Origin of the sequence: Sulfobacillus thermotolerans (genome assembly GCF_039623705.1) — a bacterium.
Taxonomy (GTDB): domain Bacteria; phylum Bacillota; class Sulfobacillia; order Sulfobacillales; family Sulfobacillaceae; genus Sulfobacillus; species Sulfobacillus thermotolerans.
In genome coordinates this window covers 571892-590260 of the sequence record NZ_CP133983.1, presented here as the reverse complement: position 1 = coordinate 590260, position 18369 = coordinate 571892, and the positions used below count along the sequence as shown (strand labels likewise).

Annotated in this window: 16 protein-coding genes; 5 read left to right on the top strand and 11 right to left on the bottom strand. The window is 51.5% G+C overall.

Annotation, left to right across the window (positions count from 1 at the left end; genetic code table 11):
• Positions 1 to 18: 18 nt before the first annotated feature.
• From ORD20_RS02925 to ORD20_RS02910, 4 genes are all read right to left on the bottom strand, one after another.
• Positions 19 to 2010, bottom strand: a complete 1992-nt coding sequence (locus ORD20_RS02925; RefSeq protein ID WP_103376250.1) for a methyl-accepting chemotaxis protein — start codon at positions 2008 to 2010, stop codon at positions 19 to 21.
• 595 nt (positions 2011 to 2605) lie between these two features.
• A complete protein-coding gene (locus tag ORD20_RS02920) occupies positions 2606 to 3178 on the bottom strand; it encodes a methyltransferase family protein (protein WP_158246347.1) in 573 nt (190 codons plus the stop codon).
• Between the two features lie 415 nt (positions 3179 to 3593).
• Positions 3594 to 3818, bottom strand: coding sequence for a DUF1540 domain-containing protein (locus tag ORD20_RS02915; protein WP_158246348.1), 225 nt, complete (start codon positions 3816 to 3818; stop codon positions 3594 to 3596).
• An 89-nt stretch (positions 3819 to 3907) separates the two neighbouring features.
• Positions 3908 to 4336: a hypothetical protein gene (locus ORD20_RS02910; protein ID WP_103376254.1), complete on the bottom strand. Its 429-nt coding sequence runs from the start codon at positions 4334 to 4336 to the stop codon at positions 3908 to 3910.
• Positions 4337 to 4879: 543 nt separating this feature from the next.
• Between ORD20_RS02910 and ORD20_RS02905 the strand changes: the two genes are divergently transcribed.
• A complete protein-coding gene (locus ORD20_RS02905; protein ID WP_430626503.1) occupies positions 4880 to 5563 on the top strand; it encodes a glycerophosphodiester phosphodiesterase in 684 nt (227 codons plus the stop codon).
• Here the strand turns inward: ORD20_RS02905 and ORD20_RS02900 are convergent.
• From ORD20_RS02900 to ORD20_RS02890, 3 genes are all read right to left on the bottom strand, one after another.
• Entirely contained in the window at positions 5560 to 6315 is a 756-nt protein-coding gene (locus ORD20_RS02900) for a hypothetical protein (RefSeq protein WP_103376256.1), read from the bottom strand. The genes ORD20_RS02905 and ORD20_RS02900 overlap by 4 nt on opposite strands.
• Positions 6316 to 6513: 198 nt before the next feature.
• The gene (locus tag ORD20_RS02895; RefSeq protein WP_103376257.1) at positions 6514 to 7821 is read right to left on the bottom strand and encodes an LCP family protein; all 1308 of its coding nucleotides are present in this window, start codon (positions 7819 to 7821) and stop codon (positions 6514 to 6516) included.
• Positions 7822 to 8026: 205 nt separating this feature from the next.
• A complete protein-coding gene (locus ORD20_RS02890; protein ID WP_430626502.1) occupies positions 8027 to 8269 on the bottom strand; it encodes a YjbQ family protein in 243 nt (80 codons plus the stop codon).
• Between ORD20_RS02890 and ORD20_RS02885 the strand changes: the two genes are divergently transcribed.
• Complete coding sequence (locus tag ORD20_RS02885) at positions 8180 to 9337, top strand: MFS transporter (RefSeq protein ID WP_430626501.1); 1158 nt, start codon at positions 8180 to 8182, stop codon at positions 9335 to 9337. The two genes, ORD20_RS02890 and ORD20_RS02885, sit on opposite strands and share 90 nt — an antisense overlap.
• A gap of 346 nt (positions 9338 to 9683) precedes the next feature.
• Positions 9684 to 10307, top strand: a complete 624-nt coding sequence (locus ORD20_RS02880) for a histidine phosphatase family protein (protein ID WP_158246349.1) — start codon at positions 9684 to 9686, stop codon at positions 10305 to 10307.
• A 110-nt stretch (positions 10308 to 10417) separates the two neighbouring features.
• Here the strand turns inward: ORD20_RS02880 and rpiA are convergent, their stop codons facing one another.
• From rpiA to ORD20_RS02865, 3 genes are all read right to left on the bottom strand, one after another.
• Positions 10418 to 11107: a ribose-5-phosphate isomerase RpiA gene (gene rpiA, locus ORD20_RS02875; RefSeq protein ID WP_242968598.1), complete on the bottom strand. Its 690-nt coding sequence runs from the start codon at positions 11105 to 11107 to the stop codon at positions 10418 to 10420.
• Between the two features lie 160 nt (positions 11108 to 11267).
• Positions 11268 to 12449, bottom strand: coding sequence for a zinc-dependent alcohol dehydrogenase (locus ORD20_RS02870; RefSeq protein ID WP_103376264.1), 1182 nt, complete (start codon positions 12447 to 12449; stop codon positions 11268 to 11270).
• 66 nt (positions 12450 to 12515) lie between these two features.
• On the bottom strand, positions 12516 to 12992 hold the full coding sequence (locus ORD20_RS02865; RefSeq protein WP_103376265.1) for a MarR family winged helix-turn-helix transcriptional regulator: 477 nt from the start codon (positions 12990 to 12992) through the stop codon (positions 12516 to 12518).
• A gap of 201 nt (positions 12993 to 13193) precedes the next feature.
• On the opposite strand from ORD20_RS02865, the gene ORD20_RS02860 reads away from it, so the two are divergent.
• Both ORD20_RS02860 and ORD20_RS02855 read left to right on the top strand, forming a co-directional pair.
• Positions 13194 to 14861 carry an alpha-keto acid decarboxylase family protein gene (locus ORD20_RS02860; RefSeq protein WP_103376266.1) on the top strand — a complete coding sequence of 556 codons (1668 nt, stop codon included), beginning with the start codon at positions 13194 to 13196 and terminating at the stop codon, positions 14859 to 14861.
• A gap of 206 nt (positions 14862 to 15067) precedes the next feature.
• Positions 15068 to 16462: an MFS transporter gene (locus tag ORD20_RS02855; RefSeq protein ID WP_103376267.1), complete on the top strand. Its 1395-nt coding sequence runs from the start codon at positions 15068 to 15070 to the stop codon at positions 16460 to 16462.
• A gap of 184 nt (positions 16463 to 16646) precedes the next feature.
• Here ORD20_RS02855 and ORD20_RS02850 read toward each other — a convergent pair whose 3' ends face one another.
• Entirely contained in the window at positions 16647 to 18047 is a 1401-nt protein-coding gene (locus tag ORD20_RS02850; RefSeq protein ID WP_103376268.1) for a dihydrolipoyl dehydrogenase, read from the bottom strand.
• Between the last annotated feature and the right edge of the window lie 322 nt (positions 18048 to 18369).

Below are 18369 nucleotides of genomic sequence, written 5' to 3'. Positions count from 1 at the left end.
CCAGCGGACCCCCGTCGCCTATAACTGATATCGGGAGACCATTGCGTCGAGCCGGGCTGCCACCTGGGCTAACTCCCGCGACTTGGCCGACAACCCGGAAGCCGACTCCGCGACGCCTTGACTGGTACTGGCCACTTCTTCGGTTGCAGCCGCCGTCTCCTCGGAAATCGCCGCGAGGCCTTGAATAGTATCCGTCACATCAGCCGACGCTACGGCCATTTCGTGCGCGGTAGCAGCATTGCCTTGAGCGATGCGCGAAATCTTTTTAATCCCTTCATCCACCCCAGCACTTTGCACCGTAAAGCCATTGACGGTCTCGGCTAACGTGCCAATCTCATTAGCCACTTCTGATACGGCTTGTTCCATCATCTCTAAGGCGCTCCGCGTCTGTTCACCCAAGGATTGCCCGTGTTGGACTTCTTGTTGCCCCTTTTCCATGGACTGGACCGAGTGCTGGACGGTTTCTTGAATCGTTCGAATGAGCTCACTCACATTCTCGGCCTCTTTCGCCGATTGCTCTGCCAATTTGCGTACCTCATCGGCGACCACCGCAAAGCCCCGACCATGTTCTCCAGCACGCGCCGCTTCAATATTGGCATTGAGCGCCAGCATATTGGTTTGGGAAGCAATTTCAGAAATCGTACTCGCAATGGCTCCGATCCGTTCCGAATGTTGCCCGAGGAGGCCAATCGATTCAGCCGTGGCCTTGGTCACATCGGCAATACGCCCCATGGCCGACAAGGTGGCTTCGACCTGTTGTCGTCCTTCAACCGCGCTGCGCCGTGACGCTTGAGCCAAGGACTCCATACGCTTCGCGGCCGACTCTACAGACCCTTGGGCCGATTTCATTTGGTCTAATGCCTGCTCCCCATTTTGTACTTGGAGTTCTTGATCTTGGGTGCCCGAGGCGACCTGCTCCACAGCCGCTTTCAGTTGCTGCATGGACGCCGCGATTTGCTGCAAGCCTTGAGATGATTCGCCAGTTGCTTGAGCTGTTTGGGCAATCGCGAGAGAAATTTGCTGCGTCGCATCGGTCGTCTGGGTTGCCAAGTTGCTGAGTTCGGCCACACTCCCGTGAACTTGATGCCCCATTTCCTGCATGGCTTGAATCATCTCGCGAAGGCCTTTATGCATGGCGACAAGCGCCTTGCCCAACACATCCTTCTCACCTTTGGCCACAGGCGCTTGGGTCAAATCTCCTCGTCCCACTGCATCGGCCGTTGCTCCTGCTTCAGTGAGGTATTCAGTCATTGCTCGAAATGACTGCGCCAATGCGCCTAATTCATCACGACTTTTATAAGTGGCTGTTTCCTCTACATTCCCAACGGATAAATTCCGGGCAATATGTTCCAAATGCCGTGTCGGTTTGACCATATAACGCTGGACCGCTCCCAAGGCCAGCAACAAAAGAATCAACATCGCTCCCAAAGCTGTCCAAGCAAAAGCAATATCACTTTCTTGTTCATGAATAATACGGGTTAAGGTTGTCGCCGATTGTGCCTGACTAATAGCATTTAACTGCTGAAGTAAAGGCATAATCGCGTTGGAGGGCTGAGCATTGCCCACGGTTTGCATGGTAATGGCTTGTGACACCCTATGCGCTAAGACATCCTGGTGCACAATGGTCGCATCGTGGCGGTAAGCTTGAATTTGTGTGTGCAATTCTCCCAAAATCTTTGCGGCCTGCTTTTGGCTGGTGTTGGCATTGGCCCGATTGAAATCCGTGGAAAATTGATGCGAAAACCCTAACGCTTGGGCATAGGTTACTTGGGCCAAATTCCCCTGGTGGGGCAAATCCGCCACGAGCACATACATGTTCATTTGGTCATCGAATCCATAAAATGCCGTTTCCATGTTATGGACGGCATTGTTGAAGATACTGTCCCGTTGAAAAACCGTCTGAATTTCATGCAGGGTCTTTTCTGAGCGTGAAATGGACAGATAACTTTGGGTAACAGTGACCGCCATGAGCACTCCAGCTAAAATGCTAGCTTTCCCGGTTAACTTCATAACGCCCGAGTCCTTTCTTGTTAAGCGCTTGCCGATTCCCTTCGACAATTTCTTACACCAAGCGATTTTCGACAAGAAGCCATAAAACCCTTTTTTCAGTCAGGAGAAATTTAGGCTACGCGCCAATTTTTGTCGTTTTCAGGTGCCAGTCGCTCCATACAGAACAAAGCGCCCAAGAATGGCCCGGAAGTGACGTTCATTTAAGAACGCCGCGCTGCCTTTAGGGATTATGACCATGTGCCGCGTACTGTCTGTACCCCGTGCGGCTCTTAACTCTAGCACCACTGCTCAAGCCAGGCGCAAAGCGTCTTCGCTGATAATGCCGACTGCACAGGCAGATCGTATAAGATCGAGCACGAATCAGAGCCTTAGAGCGCCAATACGATAAAGCGACACCGTCGATGAGTGTTGCCATGGTAGCAAGAGGAATCGTTAACACATCGCGACCGGTCAAGTGAGCGTCGTCTGCACAATAAGAAAAGCCCTGTGTTATAGCGCAGGGCAAATAATCAGACAATCCTCAGCCCAGTATGCCTTACTGCTACACGGATGCATCCCAGTAGCAGCAACATCGCCACACCGCAAGGCGACTAGCCTACCATATCCATGGAAACATATGGTACGTATGCTGGCGATAGTGCGAATAAGACGAACCCATGTGACTCACAAGAGCCTGTTCCTCGATGAGAATCCGCCGACGATAGATCGCGAAGAGGCCCACCGCGATAATGATGGTCCCCACCCACGTATCTAACCCTAAACCTAAGCCCACGGCAATCAACCATCCGCCGGTGTAAGCTGGGTGGCGAATCTTTCGATACCATCCGGAGTGAATGACGGTTTGCCCGGGCGCAATTTGCACCGTGGAGGAAAAGTAGCGCCCCAATTGCGTAATCGCAAGGTACCGCATTGTGATGCCAAGGGCCATCACTGCATTTCCCACAAAGGGCACCCACGTCGGCATCAGCCCAATCCCGTTCATGGCTAAGAAAAATGCGATGAGAATTAACACATACATTCCACCGAAAATGAACCATACAGATCCTTGGTCCGCCTTTGTGGTAGCGGGAAATTGTTTTCGTAGGGACCGAGCCCGCAAATTCACAATAATTTCCATGATAATCCAGACCAACCACAAGGTCCAAAAAAGGATGGAGTGAAGATTCATAAATCCCTCCGTTCGCCCAGGGTATGTTTCCTCGTCACTATCGGTGGCCCTTCGCCTCATGCGACGTCCTCTCTACCATTTTGGTCTCAGTAAGATGTCCAACGCAATCAGTTGGCCCAATAATGTTATCGCCCATATGGCATCGACCTTCCACGACAGGCCTGCACTAGGAAGACAAATCGAATCGAGGTGCTCGAATGGGTCTTTCTTCTGTGGTAAAGAGGACATGGCGAAGACCGACCGGAAAGCGGAGGAGAAACGCATCGAGTCTAAAGATTTAGGGGCCAACAACATAGTCCCTCAGAATGTTGCAGCCGCTCGAAAGTGACCTCTCAATACCTATCGCGTAAGCTGAATGTATCGGTTGTACCTCAAGAACACATCAATACAGCCCGGGAATCCCGGGCTGTGAGATTTATTTGGCTTTAAAGGTATGACAAGCCGTACTCGCCATATTCTGGGCCGGCGTATCACCCATTGACGCTGCTAAGTGTCCGTGGTTTTCCGATCCGAATGCCATGCGCGCCCCATCATCAGCCGCTGTATCAGCCGTGATCAGGATGCTGTCGGCCGAACACGTGTCATTTTTTGCCCAAAAATAGCAGTTGTTGACCGTACAACGTACATCAACGGATGCCATCGACTCGCCCCCTTCTTGGAGAACCAGTTCACTGTGATGTCTGGTCTCAATGCTTAAGGTCCCCCGGGGCATAACACGGTATGCAAGCATTAAAGGTTTGGGTTGGACGTTTGCTGCAAATCTAAAAACCGTTCTTGAAGGTCGGGGTAGGCACTTAACAAATCGGCACTTTGTTCGGCTAATTGTTGCCCCTGCTCAGAATCCGCCGTGCAAGCCATTTGCACCGCTTGTTCCAGAACATGGATAAGCCCCATCATGCGTTCATGATTTTCGGCTCGCTCCATGGTCCATGCATGGCTTCGCAACAAAAGTACGGGGCGATGGTCGTTCAACCCGGTGAAATATTCACCCGCTACATCTTGAAATCGATCCGCCACTTCATCCGCAATTTGGTCGCATTTCAAGGCGATTAATGCCACATCACCTGACGAACCGGATTCCACATATTGCCGTATGTCATCTAGGGCCTCTGGTGTCACGGCATCGAGATCCCACCACTTGGCGCTTTGTCTTCGCAACTGCCGTTCCCCCTTACTGGCGTTCTTTCATGCCCAGTCAACCCATGTCCATATTTATATAGATGAGAAGACGTCACATCGCCGAGCAATTGTTGCTCAGTTTGTACACGATCATTGATACTATAGCAAACTTCTAGGGAATTGTCGGGATAATGAAAATCATCATCATTTGGCCATACTAATTAGAGTCGGTGATTCCCCGCCCGAGCTGATATGATAGAGGAAGAATCCGTGCTTCAGGGCCAAACGTAACGGAAAGGATGGAGGAAACGTGTCCATAGGATATTGGCTGCTCTTAATTGTCATTATTGTTCCTGCCTCTTGGCTCGTCGCCGGTCTTATTCTTTGGGTGTTGTTTGGCGGCCGTTCTGACCCTCCCCAGTTATTTTAAGCCAGGCCCTTCTTCACGTGCGACCTACTCTTCTCGTACCTCCATTGATCCATAGGTCATGCCGTTTGTGTATAAATCTATCTCCTTTGGTAAGAACGCCGAAGTGAATTTCTCCACACCTCAGAATATATCCCTCATCATCCCGTCCGTTTGTGTGGGCTCACCGCGGGTCGCACACACGATTTCCCGAGAATTCGCTCGCGGCTTTTCGTCAAGCCATTTTGGAGCAAGCTGATGGTATCGAATGCGATTTACATCTGAGCCGCGATCACGAAGTCGTCATCATTCATGATGGCACACTCACTCGCACGACGAATGCCCAGGGGCGTGTCAATGAGCGGCGATGGGAAGAATTACAAGACGTGGAACTCAAAGGCCCAGGCCATGAGCACCTTTGCCGCCTTGAAGACCTATTGGGTCTTAAATCCCCCATCGCCCTTAATCTCGAACTAAAAGACCGGTCACTGACCTTGGTCGATGCGGTGTTGGACAAAATTCACCGATTCGGAGCGTCGCACCGGGTATTACTTTCGTCGTTTCACCACGCTTCACTCCGGTATGCCTTTGAAAAGGATCCTGAAGTCGCACGCGCTGCCCTCTATTGCGGCCAACTGCTTGATCCCGTGGCCGTTGCTCGCACGATTCCTTGCAATATATTGCATATGGACTGGGAATCCACCCATAGCGAAGACCTCGGTACGCTCAAAACGTGCCACATCCAAACAGGCGTATACGGTCTTTGCGACTCTCAAGATTATGAACACGCCAAGCGTGATGGCGTAAACGCCGTGTTTTTGGATAACCCTTTATGGGCCCTCCCGGAAGCATTCCCTTAAAGAGGTTGTTTCTTGGGCCGCAACCGCGTAATAAATACGGCGCCAAATAGTGCGAGCCCTTCCGCACTCCAAATCCATAGCCCCGGTACCGGAACGCCGAGCAGTGACAACGACACCATAAAGAGAACAATGCTGCCTCCTGCGGCCAGAAAATTTCGGGCCAATGGCGTGTCTAGTCCGCCCCATTTCCACTGCAAAAGACTACCGGCCAAGGTGAGCAGAAAGCCAACCCCTACGGAAAGAGTCACCATCGCAAATAACAACGGATTAAACTGAAAGTGTAGCGGTAAAAGCCGGTGGCTTTCTAACCCGTAGATAATCATCACGGAGATCAAAATCGCCACCATTTGTGGAGGCTTATACAGACCGCGCACTTTATGCGGCAAACTTGTCGGCCACATATTGGCGGCTGTCCCCAACAAGATTAAGGCAGTAAAGATACCTTGGTAGGGCAATTCAATGGCCTGAAGAGGCCCCATCAGCAATGTGGCCAGCCATGCCGTGGGTAAGATAATGAGGTAGACGCGAGCAATCATAAACGTCATGCCGCGCCAATGGGTAGCAGTGTGTGGCAACAAAGACGCGGTCGTGACCACTCCGGCTCCGCTAAAGGCCAATAGACCCACAAGCACCGCCACGTTCCAATGGTCCAAGCGACCTGAAACCACCATAGACAAAAAGTAGCCGTCGACCAACGGCAAAATCAACAACCGCAAAAGGTCACGCGGGGTTTTGTTCGATGGTAAAGCCATATCCATCCCTCATTCAAATCTACTCCCTTCGGTGTTTGTGATGTCAATTCTGGCTTATTGTACGCGCTCTGATTCGAAACGGCAAGACATTTCGCTCAACATCGTGCACCCGCCGAATAATCACATTCCCGACAAAACAAGAGCGCTCATAAACCTGCGCTCTTATGGTCAAACCATAAATCTCACCTCGCCCCACCGCTAAGACGATGAGTTAGGCTTGTAGTCTTGCCCCACCGTAATGATCATATCAAGATGGGGAACATCGTGATAAGGACTATTGTCGATCGTTGTCGATCCAGCAGGCCCCATATGACTGGCTAATTGATTGGCAAATCCTTCGTCGCCTGTGAAGTTCACAATCGTGTTGTGCACATGATTGTGACGATTGGCCCAAATGACTTCATTGACCGTATATCCTTGCTGTGTCAGCCATGATGCCATCTGCTGCGCTTGCGTGAGGGTGTCTGTTCCACTGCGCACGACAAAGTGAATACTCGCTTTCTCGGCTTTCGTCCAGGGCTGGCCCATAAGCAGCTGTTGACCTAACAACCGCTCCCATTTCGTATTATCGATCCAATAATCGAGCATGACATGCATATATGGATCCATGCGTGTAGTGGGCGTCCCAGGAATCGTTGCGAATTGCACGTCCGACAACGACACATGCCGTGCCACCAATGCCAATGCCAACAACTGATTGTCATGCAAATTCGTATACACGATATCCTTGCGCAGCTCCAACGCAATTTGGGGCAATTTCGGCAAGTTCGCGGGTTGCAAAAGCTTGTGCATAATGGCTTTAATCACTTCTTGTTGTTGAAATGAGCGTGCAATGCTCCCCATCGGCTCATGGCGAAAACGCGCAAATTCTAGGACTTGCTGCCCATCCAAATGTTGCAAGCCCTTATTTAAATTGATATCCAAGTAATTGCCGGTCCCACCGTAGTGCATGGGTTTTGGCACGTACAAGGTTAATCCGCCAATTTGGTTGATAATGTCTGCAAAGTTCCACATGGTCGTTTCCATGTAAAAATCTACAGGAATATGCATCATCTTTTCGACTTCTTGTACCGCCAGCTTAGGGCCTCCAAAATAGTTAGCCTCATTAAGCTTGGTATAACCAACATGGGGAATGTCGACCAACGAGTCGCGTGGAATGGATAACACGCTAACCTTTCCCGTCTTTGTGTCCACACTCACTAACAACATGGCATCAGTGCGGTCACGCACCTTAGGATTGGTCACGTCCTTGCCGTTAATAATGCTAAGGGCATTACCTAAAAGCAAAATGGTCACACGCTGTTGACCCAAGGCATAGCTTTTATTGAGTGAACTTACCCGCGGCGTGGTTAACGCATGGGCTGGATCTAATTTCCACCATGCGCCAGCAGCCAAAGCTCCTAAGAGCCCTAAAGTTCCTAACGGAAGCCACCAACGCCATTTGCTGCGCTTTTTTTTGCTTTTCGTTTGCTGCCTTTTCGGCAACGGTTCGTTGAAATTATGCACGACAACCTCCCGCGTGTGCCTAAGTCTCCGCCAAACGTGGACGCCTGCCGATAGCCAGACATTAAACTGCAAATCATTGTATCATAGGTGCCATACCGTTCGCCGTCATCTATTCATATAACGCTAAAATTGACGTAAGGTGACACGGTTTGGCCCTGTAAACGCGAAATATCCCTCTCTTATGCCTATGCACGGTTGGTCCCCATCATACGTGCGACACTGGCACCACTTGCACCCAACACGCCCGCTCTCGCGGTCCATCAAATTCGCAGAAGTAAATTCCCTGCCACTGGCCAAGCATGACGTGTCCTTCTTGAATGATAAGAGAAACCTGCGAACCCACGAGGCTTACGAGAATATGACTATCCGAATTGCCTTCCCCATGACGAAAATCTGGAAAGTTGTGTGGAACGCGCTGACCCAAGAATGCCAGAAAATCTTTTCCCACATCCGGATCCCTAATATTGGATATTTTGTGGCATTAAGCGTCGTGTTTTATGCGGCATCAAAAGTATTTCATGGCCAACCCCCTTTAGTCCCTTACCGCTGGGGCCTCTTTTTAACGATGGCTTTTTATGGTCTTCTGCTTCTTTTGTCCCACCATGCTGGCCACATGATCCTGACGTTAGGCATCATTTACGGCATCGCCCAAGGATCGTACTGGTTTGGGTTTAACCTCATGACCTTCGATACCATTGATAAAGATTCCCGCATGCATTTTTTCGGCATGAGCGGTGCAATTAATAGCATTGCTGGAGTGGCCGCTCCCTTGTTTTCGGGGTTCATCATCAGCACCTTCTCAGGTCTAGGCGGTTATCTCATTGTGTTTGCCGCCGCATTGGCGCTTTACGCAGCAGCCCTTATCGTCAGCTCAGGCGTCCCTATGGGTCCGCCCATGCATCTGCAACCCGTAACGGATAGCTGGCGTGTGGTCGCAGAACGTCCCGATTGGGCCTTAATTATTAAGACGGTTGTAATACGTGGAACCCGCGAAGGCATCACCAGCATCTCTGGACTCTTTCTCATATTTTTTGCCACCCACAATGCAGCCTTGGTAGGAATTTATACCGCTGCAACTGCTTTGGCACGCATGGCGGCTTCCTTGCTCGTGACCCGCCATGTGCGAGATAGTCGACAAATGCAAGCCATGTCCTTGGGAGTCGCGGGCATTATCGGCGCGGGTTTACTGCTGTTAGCGGGATCCTCGTGGCCTTGGATTTTTGCTTATGGTGTGCTCTTTGCACTGACTTTGCCCTTTTACATGATCCCCTCCGAAACCATTCCAATGGGCGTCATGGATAACGATCCCCAAATTACCCAAAGACGTGTGAGTTACACCCTAAGCCGAGAAGTCGCTCTGAATGTGGGCAGACTGCTCACCGTGGCCATTTTGTCCATCGGTGTACACTGGATTGCAGCACCGGTGATGGTGATCATCCTGATCTTAGCGACCTCGGTCATTCAAATCTGGAATGTGTGGGCCATGGGCCGCATTATCACTCCAGAAATCGGATAAACGGCCATAACCAAAGTCCCCAAGGGCCGATAAGCCCTGGGGACTTTGGTTATTAAGAAAACTCTGGCACACAAAATCCCTAACTCCTATCATAGCTTCTCCCCATGGCGGCGACAAGCATGGGATTTATCTGATCAGGGCTTGAGATCACTCCAAAGCGCACGCATCAGGCGGCGATACAACGCATATCTTCTCTATGCGCAGAGACTCAGGATATGAGGCCGCTTCCCTCGACCTCGCCTATTTCTTTTAGCTAAAATCCCGTAAATATTTCCCTATACTTACCGAATACAGTATATCTTAGAAAGAGAAGATGCCCCCGGCACAGGGGAAAGGAGCTTTTAGAATGTCCTTATCCGTTTTATTTGTTAGACACGGTGAAAGTGAAGCAAATCTCAATGATATGCTGGTATCCGAGCATGCCGATCCCCCCTTAACGGACCGAGGACGCCAAGAAGCTCGCATGGTTGCCCACCAATGGATGATTCAACCCCCCACAGCCATATACGCAAGCCCGCTAAAGCGAAGCATCGACACCGCAAAAATTTGGGCCGAAGAAACCCACGCATCGCCTGTGCAAATTGATCCCCGCCTGCATGAAATTCGATTAGGCGAATTCGACGGACGCCGTATCCAGGATTTGTTAGAAAACGACCGCATCCGCTATCAACTGTGGAAAAGCGACCCCGAATCCCCGCCTCGTCATGGAGAAAAGCTTAGCGCCGTTGGGACACGAATGATGTCTTTTCTTAGTGACATGAGCACTCGGTATGAATCGGGCTTTGTCGTGGCGATCACGCACGCCGATTGCTTGAAAGCTGTAACCCTCCACATATTGCAAGCGCCATGGCAGTCCGCTCGGTTTTTGCACTTTTCCAATGTTGCGGGCGTGCATGTCACCAAAACAGGATCCCGCTTCGAATTGCTGGGCCTGCCCTGTTCACCCCCCGCGCACGATGGCTCTCTCTAATGCGTGTCTCGCGGCTCGGCGTGAGCTCCATCCCTCAACTCATCACCAACACTGACGTCATCAAGATCGTAGCGTCATTCACGCTTTCAATATCCCGATACGGCCATGATTCACCCCGCATCGGGATAATGCAATGCCGCCTGCTGCCCGTCACTAGCAACGACAACATAGGCCATATTAATGAACAACCCGGTTTCTACTACCCCCGGCAATGCCTTGAGGTATCCATGTACACTGGCGGGATCGGAAATTTCTCCAAAATCACAATCCAGAATATAATTGTGGTTGTCGGTTACAAACGGTTGATCCTCGTGCATACGCAATGTACTGCGACAACCCGCAGCCTCAACCCGTTTTTTGGTCAATTGCCAGGCAAATGGCACGACCTCTACAGGCAATGGAAACTTTCCGAGATAGCGGACCAGCTTCGTGTCGTCCACAATGACAATAAAGCGGGACGCTGCCGATGCCACAAGCTTTTCCCGCAATAAAGCCCCGCCACCACCTTTCGTTAAAGCAAAATCTCGAGACACCTCATCAGCCCCATCAATGGCCACATCCAGTTGCGCCACGCGAGAAAAATCGACAATGGGAATCTGGGCCGCTTGGGCGAGCGCTTCAGTTCTTTCAGAAGTTCCTACCGCTTGAATTTTCAAGCCCTCGCGAACCCTCTCTCCCAGCCGTTGAATCGCCCAATACGCCGTCGAACCCGTACCGAGACCGACCATCATACCATCTTCGACAAACTCCACGGCCCGTTCGGCGGCCATTTTTTTAGCCATAGCTATTCTATCCAGCACAACCCCTCCCCATTGTCCGTTATATCGGAATATATTGAAGATATTATCATAACCCTATTCGTGTAACACCCTTTGAAGCCCAAAACACATCAAATTCAGGCAAAACGTTTATTCCAAGGCCTAAGCGGTGGGCCATAAAGGACGGGCGCACCGCTTAGCGCTATTCTCCAAAATCATTCAAACACACCTTGATTGCACCGGATCGCTTATTCCATAGTGCTTGAAAAGCCTCACGGTATTCACGCACGGGATAGATATGCGTCACAAAGTCCTCTACCGGATGCTCCGTTTTATCCAATAGCGCTAACGCTTCGCTAAACAGATCACGCTCTTGGCTCCCATAGCCAAAAGTGCCAAAGACACTCACATCGCGAGACCATAACGGCGTTAAATCAAGATGAACCTCCCCTGTTCCCCCAATTAATAGCATTTGCCCGCCAGGTGCTGTGATTCCTAGCGCGTCTTGCACCGAGGAACGACTGCCAGCCGCATCAATCACCAAGTCAAATCCCGAAGGCCGCCACACCGGCGCGTTCCACATGCGTGGCGCCGGAGAACCGGCAATAGCTGTGATCGCCTCATCCTCCAAACTCTGTACCACCTTAGCCCCTAGACGCTGAGCCCACTGCACTTGTTGCGGATAACGAGCCACACTGAAGACCTCTAACGCATACGGTCCTTCCGCTAGCGCTAATAGCGTGAGAAGACCCACGGTTCCCGCTCCAATCACCAACACAGAACGCACTCGCGTCCAATCCACGTGAGACAACCCGTGTAACACAATCGTAAGCGGTTCCGTCAATACCGCCCGCGATGGCGGCATCAGCGGCGGAATCGCAAGAATTTGAGATTTGGGCACCCACATCACTTCACCAAATCCTCCGGGATAATCTTGGTGAAAGCCCATCAACAGGCCCAAATCATGGCGTCCACGGTAGTGACACCAATTCGGCTGGTGATTAGCGCATGCAGGACATGGCTCGGGGGATCCTAGAGCCAAGCAGGAGAGAGAGGGGTTGACAGTCACCAACGTATCTTTCACCCAGTCCCCATCATCCACAGCCACTCGCGCCACTACTTCATGACCTAACACGGCCGGAAAATGCGTCAGAGGCGCCAAGTACGGAGAACTGCTTCCTAACAGAAGCGAAACATCTGAGCCACATATCCCAGATAAGACGGGGTTAACCTTTATCCATTGACTGTTGCGTGCAACAGCAGGCTCGGTCACAGGTTCCCAGTGTAAAGACGAAACCGCACCCATTTTGGCCGTGCGGGGAAGAAATTTCTGCCGCGCCACGCGCGGTAGTGATAAATGATAGCGTAACCCTTGATAGCTCATAGGTTCACCCGACCTCGGCTCATCGTCTGACCCTCTCCCATCACAATCTTGCAAACGTCAAAAATATCATTCATCCGTGTTACGGCGTAAGTCTTCAACAAAATGAAATGCCGGCCGCTTCTCCGAAAGAGCCGCCATAATGTGAACCCATGCCTCCTCGGCCCCTTCTCCCGCCGTCTGGAAAATCTGATCGAGAAATTGGCGCTGCCCACCGCTTAATTCTTGTTCAAGAGCTTGTCCCGCATCGGTCAACGTCAATAGCCGACTGCGCTTGTCATGAATCGCGGGCGTATAGCGAATCAGCCCGAGCTCAACGAGTTGCTTTAAGGGGCGATGCAACGCTTGCTTGCTCACTTCCAATACGGTGAGCAGTTGCTGGATCGTGAGGCCAGGAAAGTGGCCCACAAAAAACAAGATCCGGTGATGCACCCGCTGGAGATGATAATTCGAAAGAATCTGATCAGGTTTATCCGTAAAAGTCCGGTAGGCCAAATAAAAGAGCACTAAGATTTGATTTAATTCGGCCTTGCGATGCTCATCCAACGGGTTATCCTCCAATCTGCCATTCAATGGCTGCGTTGCTTGCGATCTGGGAATCACATCCTGACCCGTTCATGATAGCACAGCGCCACTCGCGTCTAGAAAAATCCTGCCGAGAATTTAGGTCAATTATATTGACTTAATAAATGACGATCTCTAAGATAAAGGTCAATGACATTGACTTTTTAGAAGGAGCGACTTACCATGACAACACCTTACACCGTTGGCCGTTATCTCCTTGACCGCTTAGCCGAACTCGGCATTGATCGCCTCTTTGGAGTGCCCGGCGATTACAATCTGAACTTTCTTAGCCAAGTCATGGAAGACCCCGTGATTGAGTGGGTGGGGAACCGCAATGAACTCAATGCCGCCTATGCCGCCGATGGTTACGCCCGCATCAAAGGTATCGGAGCCCTTATCACCACATTTGGTGTGGGGGAACTCAGCGCCATCAATGGCGTCGCCGGATCGTATGCAGAACGAGTGCCGGTAGTGGCCATTACCGGAACACCTGCTACATCGGTGATGGCCGAAGGCCTTTTAGTTCATCATTCGTTAGGCGATGGTGAGTTTCAACATTTCCTGCACGCGTATCAAGAGGTCACCGCGGCGCAAACCGTGTTACAACCGGACACCGCGATGGATGAAATTGATCGCGTCTTGCGAATTTGTTGGTATGAGAAACGCCCGGTATACATTGCCCTCCCGTCGGACGTCAGTGGCAAACCCGCAACACCGCCTCAAGCGCCGTTACTTCATTCCTCTGGGCCGTTGGCACCTCGTGATAATGCTGGCCCCCTGGTGCTCGAACAGATTCTTCACCGTCTCGCATCAGCAAAGCGTCCCTTCGTCCTAGCCGATTTTGAAGTTGACCGGTATCATGCACAAAATCTTGTTCGGACGTTCATCGAACGCACTGGGCTGCCTATTGCCACATTAAGCATGGGCAAGGGCATTATTGATGAAACGCATCCTCAATTTGTTGGGGTGTATCATGGAGCACTGAGCAGCAATGAACTTCAAGAACAGATCACCGGTTCGGACTGTTTGTTACTCATTGGCGTGCAACTAATCGACACCATCACCGGAAGCTTTACCGATAACATCGACTTAAGCACCGTGATTGACATTCACCCTCACCACACCCTCATTGAGGGGATGCGCTACGAAGGAATCGATATGTTGTGGCTGCTAGATGCCCTGACCCGGCACGCGTCCCAACACCCTATGGCGCATAAACCCAATCCAACCACGGTCCCCCCTATATTGCCCGCCGACATGGAAGGCCCCATTACTCAAGAGCACTTTTGGTCCCGATTTCAACAGTTTTTAGCCCCCCATGATGTGCTCATTGCAGACCAAGGCACGGCTTACTTTGGTGCGACTTCTCTCGTCCTGCCCCCTGGTACCCGCTTCATTGGTCAACCTCTTTGGGGATCGATCGGGTTTACCTTACCCGCTCTACTTGGGACGCAACTTGCTGATCCTAAGCGTCGCAATATCCTACTCATTGGAGACGGGTCCTTTCAACTGACGTTACAAGAGCTTTCCACGATTATCCGTTGGCGTCTGCACCCGATCATCATCCTGATCAACAACGATGGCTACACGGTTGAACGCGCCATACACGGCCCCGAAGAAGCCTATAACGACATTCCCATGTGGAGTTATCACGACATCCCTCGTGTCTTTGGCGACAGTACAGCTCTCACACGCCAAGTTGCCACGGTGCGCGACCTCGATGAGGCCTTGGCTGCTGTGGACCTAGCGCGTGACCGTCTCGTCTTTTTAGAAGTCATGATGAACCGCATGGACGCGCCCGATATCTTGCGCCGTTTAGGTCGTGCTATGGCCGCGCAAAACCGCTATTAACCCCCGTCCCAAAAAGCCCCCGCAGCGTCGGCGCGGGGGCTTTATTTCCGGATGTTAACACTGAGCCGCCTCCATTGCGTCTTTAATAATGTCTTCATAACAGACCTTTAACCGCATCATCGCACAACAATAACCTGCCCTCTTTACACTGTGGCTAGACGGTGTAAAACCGTGACAACCCACTTTATCTTTGGCAGGAGGTTTTTATGAGCGGTTCCAAAAGTATGTTTGCCCCGTTGGATCAGGCCAAGTTCAGTTGGTTTCATGGCAAGTCCATTTTTACGACTGGTATGGGGGTTTTTACCGATGGTTACGATCTATCCTCCATTGGTATCGTCCTGACCTTAGCTCTCGCTTCCTTTGGTGTCAAAAGTCTCACAGGTCTTGAGTCCTCCATGCTCGCTGGGTCGGCCCTTGTCGGAGCCGCCATTGGCGCTATCGTATTCGGGTTTTTGGCCAATAAAGGCCGCAAGGCGTTTTATGGGTTAGATGTTTTGATTATGGCCATAGCCGCCTTAGCCCAAGCGTTCGTCACCAATATTCCCGAACTCATTATTGTGCGGCTGATTTTAGGCATCGGCGTAGGAGCAGACTACGTGTTATCCCCTCTCATCATGGGCGAGCACGCTAATGCGGCCGATCGGGGGAAGAGCATTGCGTTAGGGTTCGGCATTACCTGGGGCCTTGGCGCCACATTTGCGGCCGTTCTCTATCTGGCCCTCCAAGCCTTGCATGTTCCGCCCAACCTCATCTGGCGCATTGTCTTGGCCGCCGGCTCGGTTCCCGCAGCCTCTGTGATTTATTTGCGCCGGAAAATGCCTGAAACTGCCCGCTTTTTGGCTCGCATCGCAGGGGATAGTGATGGCGTCGAAAAGGTAGTGGCACAAGTCGCCGGTACTCACGAAGCATGGCAACCGCAAGGACCTGTACGTGATACACATACCTTATCGTACTATTTCGCCCATCAATGGAAACGCTTTGTCGCGGCAGCGACTCTCTGGTTTTTGTTTGATATTGTAGCTTATTCGGGAATCTTGTTTGGGCCCTCCCTGATTGCCAAAGGCATCGGTCTTTCGCCTGGGACCTTTCAATTAGTGATGGAGTTTGCCTTTGTCGTGCCGGGCGGGATTCTCGCGTTGTTGCTCATCGACCGCTGGGGACGCAAACCCCTACAGGTCTTGGGATTTATTGGCATGGCACTCTCGCTCATGGCCTTTAGTCTCTACCGTACGGAAGCCGCCGCCATCCCTCTCATCGGTCTGATGCTCTATGGCTTGGAAAATTTCATTCAACAAGCCGGGCCCGGTTCGGTTTCAGCCTCAGGCATTTTAGGCGTGGAACTGGCGCCGACGAAAGTCCGCAGTTTGGTCCAAGGGCTTACGGTGGCATCTGGACGACTCGGCGCGTCTTTAACCGCCTTTGTGTTCCCAGCCATTTTCAAAGCACTCGGTGAATCGTTTGCCATTGGATTCTTAGCCTCTATTGCCGCACTGGCCGCAATCATTACCATGGTGGCCATTCCCGAAACCAAGAAGCAGTCACTAGAGGTCAATGCCCAAGAGCACATGACGGATTCTCTTGACCTCGAACCGATTGCCTAATGCCTTCTAGTCTCCTGTTGAAGGCCACAAACCTTGTATCAAGAAAAAACCGCCTGATTGCTAAGGTCTTCTTGGACGAAGACTCTTGCATCAGGCGGTTTTTAGGATGGCCAAAGCCTTGGTCCTGAAGAAATGCCGGCGCGATATTCTACCCAAGACCCGCACGGCTTCTCCGCCACCCTCTTTAGATAGAGCGCGCCAAGCGGTCAAGAATTTCAAATTGCGTCGGATGTGGAAACGTCATATGGCCTAATTCTGCGGGGGTTAGCCCTAGGCGCACAGCCATATGAGCAGCGGCTGACAAGGCCGCGGCATCAACCCCAACGCCATGAATGCCGACAATTCTCCCCGTGGAACGACTCACCACGAACTTCATGAAGCCATCCAGTTCGCCGGCAATCTGGGCCCAAGCCTCTGTGCCCATTGCCCGCGTATACTCCTCGACGGCCATCCCACGCTGGGCAGCTTGCGTGCGGGTCAAGCCCACCGCCAACCCTTCGGGACGAGAAAATACGGTTGTAGGCATTTCATGCGGGTTAAAGCTGTCGTGCATATCCTCTCCTAACATAATATCTTGAGCAACGATTTCACTCATCCGCACGGCTGAATGAAATAACATCGACAACCCGTTAACGTCCCCCGAAGCATAGAGGTGTGGGACATTAGTCCGCATGCGCTCGTCTACCGTAATCCCATGCCGATCATAATAGACACCCGTTTTTTCAAGGTGTAGCGACGAGGGGATGCTTGGCACACGTCCTACGGCGGCCATCACGCGACTCGTTCGGAACTGGATAGGCTGCGCATCTTGGACCTTGTGGCCTGAAACCACATATTGTCCGTTGTTTTCGGCAATGGCTTCGACCATTACCCCCGTTACAATCTTTACCCGCTGACCGACGTGTCCCCTAATCGCCTGCACCAAATCCTCGTCCATGCCTTGCAAAATTGTCGGCGCCATTTCGATAATGGTGACGTTTACCCCTAAGTCCGCCAACATTGACGCGCTTTCCACGCCGATATATCCTCCACCCAAGATCACCATATCCGACGGCAACGTGGGTTGAGTATCGTTCCACGCAAATAAGTCATGATGGTTCCACGTCAAGTCAAATCCCGGAATCGATAATCGTTGGGCCTCGGACCCGGTAGCAATAATAATATCTGTAGCAGAGGCCACAAATTGATCGTGGTGGTCCCAATCGTCGACTTGCACTTGATAAGAGTCCGTAAACGAGGCTTGCCCGCGAATGACCGTGAGGTTAGGCGTCTTCGCAATCTCTTGGGTATGCTGCTGGTATCGTCTGGTTTGTACGCCGTCTTTGTAGGCACGAATCTTGGCCCAATCCGCCTGCACCCTTTGAGCGTCTAAGCCGAAGAATCCGGCGCGGGCCACTTGATTCCATAGAACTGTCGCCTCACGCACTGATTTCGAGGGCACGCAACCCTCATAGAGGCAATTACCACCCAAATTTCCCTTTTCATCGACCATCAATACCTGTCGGCCACTTTGGGCTAATCTTAACGCAGCGGGATACCCTCCTCCGCCGGCTCCAATGACAATCAGATCATAGTGCGATTGCATCACGTTACCCCCAGTTCTTCCTCGCGAATGCGAGCGTTGCCTTATAATAACGCGACAAAATGGTGTGAATACAGGACAATATGGTCCTTCCTCGCAAGACCATGGTTCCTGTTATGGTGCGCATCTGGTCCTATTCCCATCAGTCTTTTGGACAATGCATCCGGAATATTGACCCTAAAATCACCTTGGTGCAATGTTCCAGAATAAAACCGCTGACGACACGCACAATGACAAGGATTGGATAAGCGGGGTAAACGTCCCGTGACATCTACGAAAATCCTTAGGAGGTGCATCCGTTGAGTCAGAATGTCTGGGAAATTAT